Raw genomic sequence first — 11,048 nt, forward strand, 5'->3', positions numbered from 1 at the left:
GGAGTTTCATTTTCATTGCTCAGATAAATATACACATATCCGGGTTCCTTGATCTGAATACCATCGAAATATAGCAATTCGTGGTCAACATTCTGGCCTTTTTCGTTCGGAGCATCCGAAAGGCGTTTATAACCGCCATCGAGAAACTTGAAATTCTTATCGAAGATAAGATAATTCAAATACGCCTTTGGCCCTGTGCCTGTATCGTTAGCCCGTGAAAGCAACCCGGTAAAAGGGAAACTGCTACCGCCAATACTGCCCGCAGCTCCGCCATCAGCAATCGCAGAAGACTGAACCGGCACAGAATTAATAGCCGTGAGAAAATCACGCAACGTTTGAGACCACTGCTGCTTGTCCGGATTTATATACTTGGCATATACCTCGGCACGAATTACATCGCCCGGCATTACGCTAAGCGATTTAGCCAGTCCATATACGGCGTTGGTGTTGCCACCGGTGAGTCGTGTGGAGTAATAGGTAGCCTGGTTTTGGTTACCGGGTATTCTGTGCGTATGATCAAACAGTACCTGGTTAACGATTATTGCTTCCGTATAATTGAGAAACTTGCCTTGCTCGTTTGCAGCATTCTGCGTTTCCATGGTAGCCGTTGCACTTTCCGACAAATCCTTTGACGTGAATGTAACGCGCACGTTGCCCAGGTGATCTTTTAAATGATATTGATACTCCGGAGTCGTGCCTGTCATCACGATGCGGCCTTCTTCATGATTAATAAATTTCAGGGTATCATTTTCATAGAAGAATTCGCCGGCATAGTCTGTTTGTTTGGTGAGTACGTTGGCACTGGTATACACCTGCTGGGCCAGCTTTCTGCCCACGGCATCGTAGATGTACTTGATATACTCTCCGCTTACCTTCGTTACCTGTGCCGGTAAATTCAGGTGATTGTATGTGACGGCAGCTACATCCTTGTTCTTATCGATTGTTATTCGTCCGTTGTTATCATAAGCATAGTCGTCACCAATGGTGTTGCCATCGGCAAAGCCTTGTTTCAGATCTCCCGCATCGCTTACGCTTAGCAATTGATTGGTCGCAGCCTGTCCGGTTCCGTAATTGTAGGTAAGTTGATCGATCGTTGCACCGTCTTTACCCTTTCTGGTTAGTTTCATCAGGTTACTATTCAAATCATAGTCATAACCAGTCTCACTCATGGCATCCGTGGTATGAATGCCACTTGCATCAGTATACTGAGGCAAGGTCCAGTCAGACGATTGCTTTTGCCTAAAGCTGGTTGCATTGATCCGGTTCATCGGGTCATAGGCAAACGTATACCCATGCTCCTTTACATCGCCAAAACCCTGGTTGTTACTGTAGCGAATAGCAGTTATGTTTCCGTTGAACTGAGGATCGTTATTCATAGAGGTAACGACTTCGTTGTAGGAGAGGTTCATACCAAAGTGGTCGCGGGGATCGTTGGTTTGATCGGGTGTAAGATCGGAGTTATTGATGCGCGTAAGCCAGCCGCGGATATTATAGCGCAGATCCACGTGTTGTTTGAATGAATTTCCCTGATCTTCGGAGTGAAGCTTTTTGGTTACCAGCTGGCCGAGTTCGTTATAGGTATTCTCTGCCAGCACTATATTGTCGCCATTGTTTACCTGGTGCCATGTTTTAAGCAGTCTTCCGGCATGATCGTATGTAAACGTACGCGTTATACTGGTGCTGCGCGCTGCAAAAGACGCCCGTACATCGGCCAGTGTAGCGCCTGACGAATACAACGATGCGTCTACGCGCAAGTCTGTAGTAGAAGCTGCAGCAGAGGTTGCTATCAGTTTCCCGTTCTGCCGGTAGGTAACGGTTGTTCCCTTACGCTCTACGCGAAATACATCGCCCGTATTGAGCCCGGTTCCATTATAGCGTTTTACACCGCTTTCGTAAGTCTGAACGCTATAACTGGAATTCGCCATGTATAGCGCGTAATTCATACTTGTAAAATTGGCATCCGGATCAGACGAAGCAAGACCAACCATACGGTTCTTGGTTAGCTCTGTTGCTGTTACTTCCACCCAGCCATCCTGCCCGGCAGGCAACACCCGCACCGATGATGCGCCAGCGTTCCATCCATCTGTGCCACCTGCTTTGCTCAAGGTGTTTGTTAATTTATCCACCACGGCAGGGCTAACTACATTGGTCCACTTCACGGAATAATCGGTATGCGTAGTTTTGGATTTCAGGGTTTTGCCAATGAAGTCATACACACTTGTGGTGCGATCAAAATCGCCGTGCATATCGTTTGCTACAACCTGCACAATTCTGTATTTATCGTCAAAGTAAGTGGCCGCTATAATATAGTTTCCCTTCCCCAATACCTTGCTTTTGATACCCGTTATTTGTCCAACAACGCCTGGAAAGCTATTACCGCCCGCATCATATTTATACTGTTCTGCCAATTCATCCGATTTGTAATTATAGCGATCATCGTTCAACAGGTTTTTAAAATCGTATGAATCGTAATACGTCACGGTCTGAACATCCAGCTTTGTTACATCCGTTGGGAACACAACATTTGTATAGCCGTGAAAACCAGAAGTACCGTCATAGCTTTCATTGAAGCTGGTGGTGCTGATCAATGCTGCCATAGCGGGCTGATCAACGGCTGCCGGGTGGGTATAGATTGCTGTGATTACCGGGCGGTTCAGCACATCGTATTTCGTAACCAGCCACTGGTTTGTTTTTCGCTGTTCGCCATCCTGTGTCATTACCAGCCTGTCGTTATCATCATATACCATATATACCCAGTCGGCACCCGGAATTTTCTTTTGGGTCAATCGGCCGAGGTCATCGTATTTATATTGATAGGCCCAGTTGTCGAGGGCAAAACCGGCTTTGGTTTTCACCTTGACGGGATCACTTTGTATGGTTACACCTGCAAAAGATGTATTGGTCATCCGGAAGCGATAGGTACCTTCATCGCCCTGCGCAAATGAGCTCTTATTGTAACTTGACTGGGTAGTATTTTCATTTTGGCTGTTTATATTCGTCCAGGCACCACTCGCCTGCAGCTTCTCCCAAACCATGGTTCCGTTTGTACCGGTAGCGCGTCCGGGTATAACCAGCGATGCGCCTGTTGCAGGCGTTATGAACTGCACATCCTGAATGTTATTCTGCGGTGTACTGGTAACAGACTTTATACCGGTACCCACGAGTGCCTGGAGTGACCCAAAATCGAGGCGGTTATACGAAACATTCAACGTTAAATTTGCCTTGTTTACATGCGTGGTAAAGTCAGGAAGTGTTTTTAGCTCATTGTTGTTGGCCGTCAATGAAACCAGCACGCTCAGGTTAAGCAAGCCTGACGGAAGACTGCTAAACAGATTTTTACTGATAGCAAAACTTGCCAGCGACCGACATGTAGCGATTGAGCCTGGGAAATCGCCGGAAAACTGGTTGTTTGATATATTCAGAATAGACAGATTTACCCAGCCGTTGAATAATGCAGCAGGTAAAACACCACTGAACTTATTGTTATAGGCATAGAACGTTACGGTCTGCGTGAGTTTGGAGAGTTCTGCCGGCAGCGTACCGGTAAGCTGGTTATCGTTTATATAGAAGTACCTGACTTTGGTAATATTCCCCAGGCTGGCCGGAACTTCGCCGCTAAGCCTGTTGGCATAGATATAGAAGTATTGCACACTAACGAGGTTTCCTAACGTAGACGGAATACTTCCGGTAAGGTTGTTATTATTCAGATAAAACTGTACTACTTTACTCAAATTTCCCAATGAAGAAGGTATACTTCCGCTAAGCTGGTTAACGTGCAAAAGCAGGTATACCAGGTTTGAAAGACTGCCCATTGAAGTAGGAATCGTACCACTCAGGTTATTGTGATGCAGTGATAAAGTGGTTAAATATTTCAGGTTTCCTATATCGGATGGAATGCTACCCGTTAAATCATTTTCATGCAACACCAGGGTTGTCAGCGCGGTGGCATTTACCAGCGAAGCCGGAAGGCTGCCACTTAAATTGTTATGGTCTGCATATACGATCTGTAAACCGGCAATGTTAAAAAGATCTGAGGGTATATTTCCACTCAAACCACAGGAGTACAGATATATTTCCCTCAGTGAAGTCATACCCCCCACGGCAGCAGGAATAGAACCTGTTATGCCGGCGTTGCCATACATGTTAAATATCGTTACGGCTTTTAAGGAGCCAATTTCCAATGGCAGCGTTCCAACAAGGTTGTTCGAGCTCAATACAATTTTAGTTATATCGCCATTGGTTACGGTTACACCAAACCAGGTACCGAACTGGGCACTGGTAGCAGAAGATGGCCAGCTGCCGCTTGCGGGCCAGTTTGTTTTGTTGGTCCAGTTGGCACCGCCCAGGTTATCGTAGATTGCTTTCAGTGCTGCAAATTCAACAGCATCCGGAACGGCATCCACTACAGGAGCCTCCCCTTTCGCTGACGCGGGAGCACTCCACAGTATACTTATCAACAGTATACCTGAAAAGAAAGTAGGTAGAATAGATCGCATATTGTCAAACGAAAGTTAGCGTGTAGTAATGCCTGTAATTTTAAATTCATACATATCCGGAATATCCTCTCCGTCTTCCTTCAACAGGAGTATACGTATGGTGATTTCGCTGCCTGATCTTACAAAAGCGATGGTACCAACTTTGCCATTTGCAGTGATCTGGTAAATAACAGAGCCGTTGTTGCTCACATTGCTCCAGGTGCCATTGACTGTATTTACTGTATAGGTATATTTTACATTGCCCTGGCTGTCTTTCCATTCGACAGACTTATTCGCGTGTGAAATAATCTGATCGCCACCGGTTGACAGTATATCGCCCGTGTTTACATCGGTAACGGATGTGACCTGCCAGCTGAGTGTAGCAGAGGTTATGTTCTGGGCCTGCAGCAGGAACGGAACCCATACTATAAATAAAAGTATAATTGTCTTCATCATGTCAATACGTTTAATTGATACTTGCTCTTACGGCTTTAACACCTTCGGGCGGAAGCACTACCGCCAAACGATCGAGATCGTTATATACATAGTATGTTTCGGTATACTGCGTAACACCGGCTTCAATTTTATACGCTACTTTTCTCAGGATTACGCGTCCCTTTTTGTCTTTATATTCCAGCACATCGTGGTTGTTTTCATCGGTTGTTCTGGTAACAAAGAGTTCGTTGGCCGGGTAATATTGAAGCGCATTGTCTTTTGTAAAGATTACAGCGCCTGTATTTTCATCATAGTCAAAAAGGATAACCTCGCCCTCCGCATTGAAGGTGTAATCAAGTTTCATGGTGTGGTCGGTTGTTACCGAGGGGTCGGGGTCCGGTTGCCAGGCTTCACCGGGTGCTCCCTGCTTTAACACCCTGCTGAGCGGGCTGGCCTCGAGCACGCGCGCTGCATACGGATAATTATCACCCGAAACATTGGCAGCAGTCTGGTAAAATTTATACTGCTTGCCGGAGTGGTATATATCGGCTTCCGAAGTGAGCTGTGTTAAGGGGTCTTTTAGCGCATCGGTCTTATACGTACCGTTTGTTCCATCGGTATAGGGCAAATATTTTTTCGTTTCGCGGCCCTGATCGTCATAAGCAACCGGAACCACTACATCGTTTTTATTGCGCGAAGCCTGCGTGGTTACCGTCTGCATGGGGCGCGAAAGACCGTCAAAGTATTCTATTACCTGCTGCCTGTCGTCTACCGTTAATGATGCGATATTATTTTCAGTAATGGGTGTTCCGGTAGTGGTTTTGTCTGAAACCGGTGAATTGGTAATTACATAATTATAGTTGTTGGGTGGTCCGTTTACTTTGACGGCAACATAATCAGAAGCAGTTTCTCCAAAATCGTCTGTTACCGTAAGGGCAAAAACATAGTAGCCGGGAGAAAGGTCTTTCAGAGATAACGTATACGTTTCGTCTCCGCTTTTTGTAATCGCAGTAGATCCGGATGCTTGTCGCCACAAAACAGAGGTTATCGTTCCGTCCGGGTCAGTGGCCGTTCCTGTAAGGGTTGCCGCGCTGCCGGGATAATTCAGTGTGATGTCGGCACAGGCATTTACGATGGGCAGTTTATTTTTGATTATAGTCAGTTGGGTTGATTGCGCCAGACAATTGTTAACCTTGAATTTAACAGCGTATGTACCTTCATTGCTCACCATGATTTCATTGCGGTCAGTCGTTGGATCGAGGTAGGTTTGACCGTTCATATACCATTGATACCAATAACCGGCCGGAGCCTGTATATGCTGGGTACAGGATGAACAAATCTTTACAGTACCGGTAGGATCTATAGCCGGGTTTTGATAATTGATTGTTACTGCGTTGGAAGATGCAAGGGTGGTGGTAACACAGGATGCGTTGGAAGTCATGTCCACAGAAACCTGGTCGTTATACATCAGAAATTTGGAAGAAAACGTATTGGTATACCCTTCGCTGACGATGGTGCCATTTACCTTCCAGCGGTAATAAGGCGAAGACCCTCCATAGGTTGGTGTGGCGGTAAATACCAGGTTATTATCCGTGCAATAGGAAGACGTGTTCATCGCTATGCTCACCGCGGGAGTAACACTCTCTATTACATTGAACGAAGCCGAGTATGCATTGCCGGATATAGTCTGCGGCCCGGTGGTGCAATTGTAATAATTACAGGAGGCCGATATACCCGTCAGCGGTTTATTCCACTGCACGCGAAAAGCCGGTGAATTGGAATCGCCAATCACGGTATAGTCCACTCCTCTTGTGGCTCCCGCTATACCCCATGAGTACCCGCCTGTGCAATTGTAGGCCGATACGGTAAATACAGTCTGCGATCCAACACACGGATTATTGTAAGGCGCACTCACCGATTGTGCCAGCAGGTCTGATGAGAGCCCGATGATAAAGAGCGCAATACAAAACCGTATTGCTATACTCCCTTTACCAACGTATCGCTTAGCGGGAAGATGTTCGAAATAAAACATTTTATTCATTGGTAAAAGATTAGTCTTTGTAGTGATATATATACTGCTTCAAAATCTTACCGTTTTGATCCTTTACAACACTCAGGCGCCCAAAAGCATCGTAGCGATAATAGGTTACTATATTATTTTCGTCCGTTCTGGAAGTAACACCATACATGGGATCGAATGTATAGGTTGTCATGAATGCGCCTTTGGAAAAAGCCCTCACTTCATCCAGGCGATCTCCGGAAATAGTTATAGTCCGCTGGAATGGAATTATACCACTGAAATTCCATTTGTTATTTGCCCAATACCAATAACTCATGAAAGAACCTGCTGCAGGCGCATAGGAGGATGGAAAAGTATAGCTTGATGCGTTCAGTACTTTGGTGCCGGTAAAGGCCTGGCTGGCATTGCCGGCATCTGTAAACGCAACACCATCTTCTTCAAATGAAGTATGAAAAACGTCTGCTGTATTGGCATTCTTTATCTCGGCAATGGGGAAAGTCTGGTTATATCCCCAGAGCATAACGGTGTTATAGTTGGAACGCTTTTGCAAAGTCTGGATGTTGCCGTTGGCATCGTACGCTATAGCAAATGATCGCTTGTAAAATTGCGGATCATACGCACTCGCCGGCTGATAAGCCGGAACAGACGATACCGGTAAAGATTTATCGGCTTTGAGGAATGCCTGTTCCGTGGGAAGAACCAGGTTTCCGAAGGTTGAGAACAGCGATAAATCTCTCTTCTTTATTTTTCGTGTTCCGTCTGGTGCTTCATCCAGCACGGTCGTCTCAATCGCATTTCCATGCATAAATTTCTCACCCTTCATGGCCATCACGGTGCTGCCTGCCTGCGCATCGGTATAGTCTGCCGGATACTTTATAGTGGTAATCGTCTTGTGGCCGTTACTCTCGTTCACCGCCATTTTTGTGAGTTGCAAATGTTCCTCTTTGTCGTAGAAATATTCCGTAGTTTTACTCACCTCCATTTCATCCTTATAGTTAACCTCAACCGAACTCTTCAGGTAAGGAAAAGTACTTTTCATAGCAGGATATACCAGCATGATCGTTGCAGAGCCTGGATGTCCCCATTGAAATTCGTCTGTAGGTGCATCCTGGTCTGTTTGGATACTTCTGTACTCCATTCCAAACTGAACAACGGCATACTTTGAGTCGTACGTATTTTCAATGGAATGCACCAGTTTACCACTCGCATCAAATTGCCTTTTCAGAGTCATCATACCGTTGCGATCGTACGAAGTAGTGGGATGTGATGGCGGCCGCAAGGGTACTGTATTGACATAATCAGAATAAGGATACCAATAGTGCTTTACATCATCACTATGATTTTCAAATTGATATTCCGTATATCCCAGTTCCCCGTTTTCTCCTAACCTTTCTGTGACTTTATCATACCCCACAAAGTTACCCTGCGAATTTGTTAATGGAATATTGCTATCGGCAGCATAAATAACGTGATAGACTTTCGTGCACATTATTACTTCTTTAGTCAAACGGCTAACCAGTTTTTGCCAGTCTGCTTCGATATAGCCATAGGATGGATCGGTCATTTTTCTGCCATAGGAGTGTATTTCTTTTACACCGTCATTATCGACATCCGTAGTATAGTGGTAGTCATACGTCCGAACATTGGCTTTGCCTGTGCTTTCCGGATCATAGTCTTCAATTTTACTGATTCGAATACCCCCGGCTATGGCATACATATTGAGAGCGTTATCTTGAGGTTGTTTTCTCGCGTCTGCCCACCAGGTATAGTTGCCCACAATATCTTCAAATTGTGTATCGCCTCCTGGTATATACGCTACCCACCGGTACTTGCCGGGAGGCAAAATATACGTATTCTTGTAACTGAATACCGGGCTCATGGACTGGTTGCTGTTATCGCAATAAATGCAAACCTGGTCGTTCTGTGATTGACAGTTCTGCATGGATAGATCCACGTGGGATATAGGACTGGTGCCGTTTTCGTGATACAGTTCAAAATATATACCGGCTATACCTACAATATTCTTACAGGGTCCTTTCGCCCGAAACACACCGCTAAATTCTATCGGAATGGTTTTGCCGGCTTTATTAACATACTCGTTCGTCAGATCCAGTATAACACTTTGAACCTGGCCTTTATTTCTTCCGTCATACATCACTGGCGTTTGAATTGAATATGACTCCGGCTGAGATAATGGATCAAGCTCATCCACGTTGTAATCGTTCGACTCGTAGTAGAACGTTGTGCGGCCTTTTGTGGGGTATGTAATCTGTTTCAGGCTAAACGCAGAGGCATGATAGCTGGACGGGCTTCGCTCCGGCCCCATAATTCCTATCGCGTCCTGATACATCTGCTGTTTTGATGCATCCGTATTTACATCCGTTACACGCTGGAAGGAAGGGATCAACGATGTATTGGAATGCCTGCCATTGTAATATCCCCAGTGATCTCTTGCATACGAATTTTTAGGAGGCAGTGTTAAATACTCGTCTTCATAGTATTCAAAAGAATGTTTCAGGGGCTGCAGGTTCGGATCGGTTCCTGACTTCTGCATCAGGGAACGCAGCTTCAACCGTTTCAGGGTAAAATTAACAGGAACATCAACGGTAAACTCGCTGCCGTATGTCGGACTCACAAAATAATCCTGGTCGAAAACAAATTCCTGGAGTGGTACCGTGCCATTAAGGCTAAATACCTGGATGGAGGAGAGACGAACGTCACCTTGTATGTCTTTACGGTCATCTGCATAATTGAATTTTACGAAACCGTTTTTCCAATCTATCCGGCTCAATGAAACTGAAGTATAATTCCTGGCCGGAATTTGTTTGGGTATGTAGGGCGGCGGATAGAGCGGACGTGGTATATAGGCATTATCGCCCGGACACGATATAATAGTAGACTCATTAAATTCATACTGAGAGCCCACCGGGCGGGTAAAAGCACTATAGGTCTGGTATGTAAAGGTAACCTGTTCGCCTTGGACTGATATAATGCTGGTTAAATACCACGAAGTGATCTGTTGACGATTACCCGGCATGTTATCGGAAGGCTCGAAATAATCGAACGCTTCAAATTTGTAGACGGTTCCATTGGCTGTAGTTACCTCCCAGGTAGGTTTATTATTGAGCGTTGTTGACCGTATCCGGATTTTTTCATTTCTTTGCAGGATAGGTTTTTTGTCACGGGTTAGTACAAAATTTCCAGATTCCCCCAAAAAATTATATGTAAATTGATCAGGCTCAAAGTCGCAGGAAGAACCAAGGATAAATTTTGTAAGATCGTATTGTTCTCCACTCATCATTGTTAGATTTGTACCACCTTGCGCACATTGAGTTACCCCATCTGCGGTATGGAAGAGTGGTAACACCGGAGCAATATTGTTGGGGCTCAAATACCCGGTAACATCCTCCTCAAAATCGTCCCTATTAATAATATTTCTGCTGATTACGCCTCCTGCGTTCAAAACCCACCCGAGGCCCACTCTGCTTGATTCATCCGCGACCTTGATCCCGGAGGCATGATAGCTTAGTGAAATGGGGACAGAAATATCCCGCACTTTTATCTCATATAGGGGGATTGAAATTTCAGGTACGCCCGTGTAAGTTGAGATTGGAATATTTCCATATTTGGCAAACGCTGCTGCGTTGGGCGTTGGCGGTATAATTTTAGGAGGCTCTGAAGAATTCTGCGCGCCTACATCCCATACAGCAAAGCATGCTATTGCTATATATACGATCCTGGCAGGTAAAGATAACATCATGTATTCTTAAATTATTGTTGTAAAGAAAAAAGACTGACCTGAAGCTGAAACGGGAGACATCGGAATTCATGAAGTTCCTTGGGTGAGAACTCCTTTACTGGCAACAACGAAGGCATAATCCGCAGAGGGTGCAGACGGCAGGTCAGGTTATACATATATACTATTCATATAAACGAAGCTAAATGTCACAAAAAAACACATACAATATCATAAAAGGCCTATATATATTTTTTGTGTCACAAACCGCGAGCAAACTATATCCCCTATTCTAAGGCATACGCATGTAATCAAATTTGCGTGAGCTTTTTATAGCAACACATCATCCTATAGCAGAAAACTTATTGGGCAGTTATTCCTC

Annotated in this window: 3 protein-coding genes and 1 pseudogene; all 4 read right to left on the reverse strand. The window is 45.1% G+C overall.

Annotation, left to right across the window (positions count from 1 at the left end; all coding sequences use genetic code 11):
• Positions 1–4,496 (reverse strand): annotated as a pseudogene (locus tag V7Q33_RS22545) (hypothetical protein); the annotation flags it as partial.
• A gap of 15 nt (positions 4,497–4,511) precedes the next feature.
• Positions 4,512–4,931 carry a hypothetical protein gene (locus V7Q33_RS22550; RefSeq protein WP_333821386.1) on the reverse strand — a complete coding sequence of 140 codons (420 nt, stop codon included), beginning with the start codon at positions 4,929–4,931 and terminating at the stop codon, positions 4,512–4,514.
• Positions 4,932–4,941: 10 nt separating this feature from the next.
• Positions 4,942–6,951 (reverse strand): DUF6443 domain-containing protein, encoded by a 2,010-nt coding sequence (locus V7Q33_RS22555; protein WP_333821387.1) that lies wholly within the window; start codon positions 6,949–6,951, stop codon positions 4,942–4,944.
• Between the two features lie 10 nt (positions 6,952–6,961).
• Positions 6,962–10,690: a hypothetical protein gene (locus tag V7Q33_RS22560; RefSeq protein WP_333821388.1), complete on the reverse strand. Its 3,729-nt coding sequence runs from the start codon at positions 10,688–10,690 to the stop codon at positions 6,962–6,964.
• Positions 10,691–11,048 lie beyond the last annotated feature (358 nt).

This window comes from Ohtaekwangia sp., assembly GCF_036786105.1.
Taxonomy (GTDB): domain Bacteria; phylum Bacteroidota; class Bacteroidia; order Cytophagales; family Cyclobacteriaceae; genus Ohtaekwangia.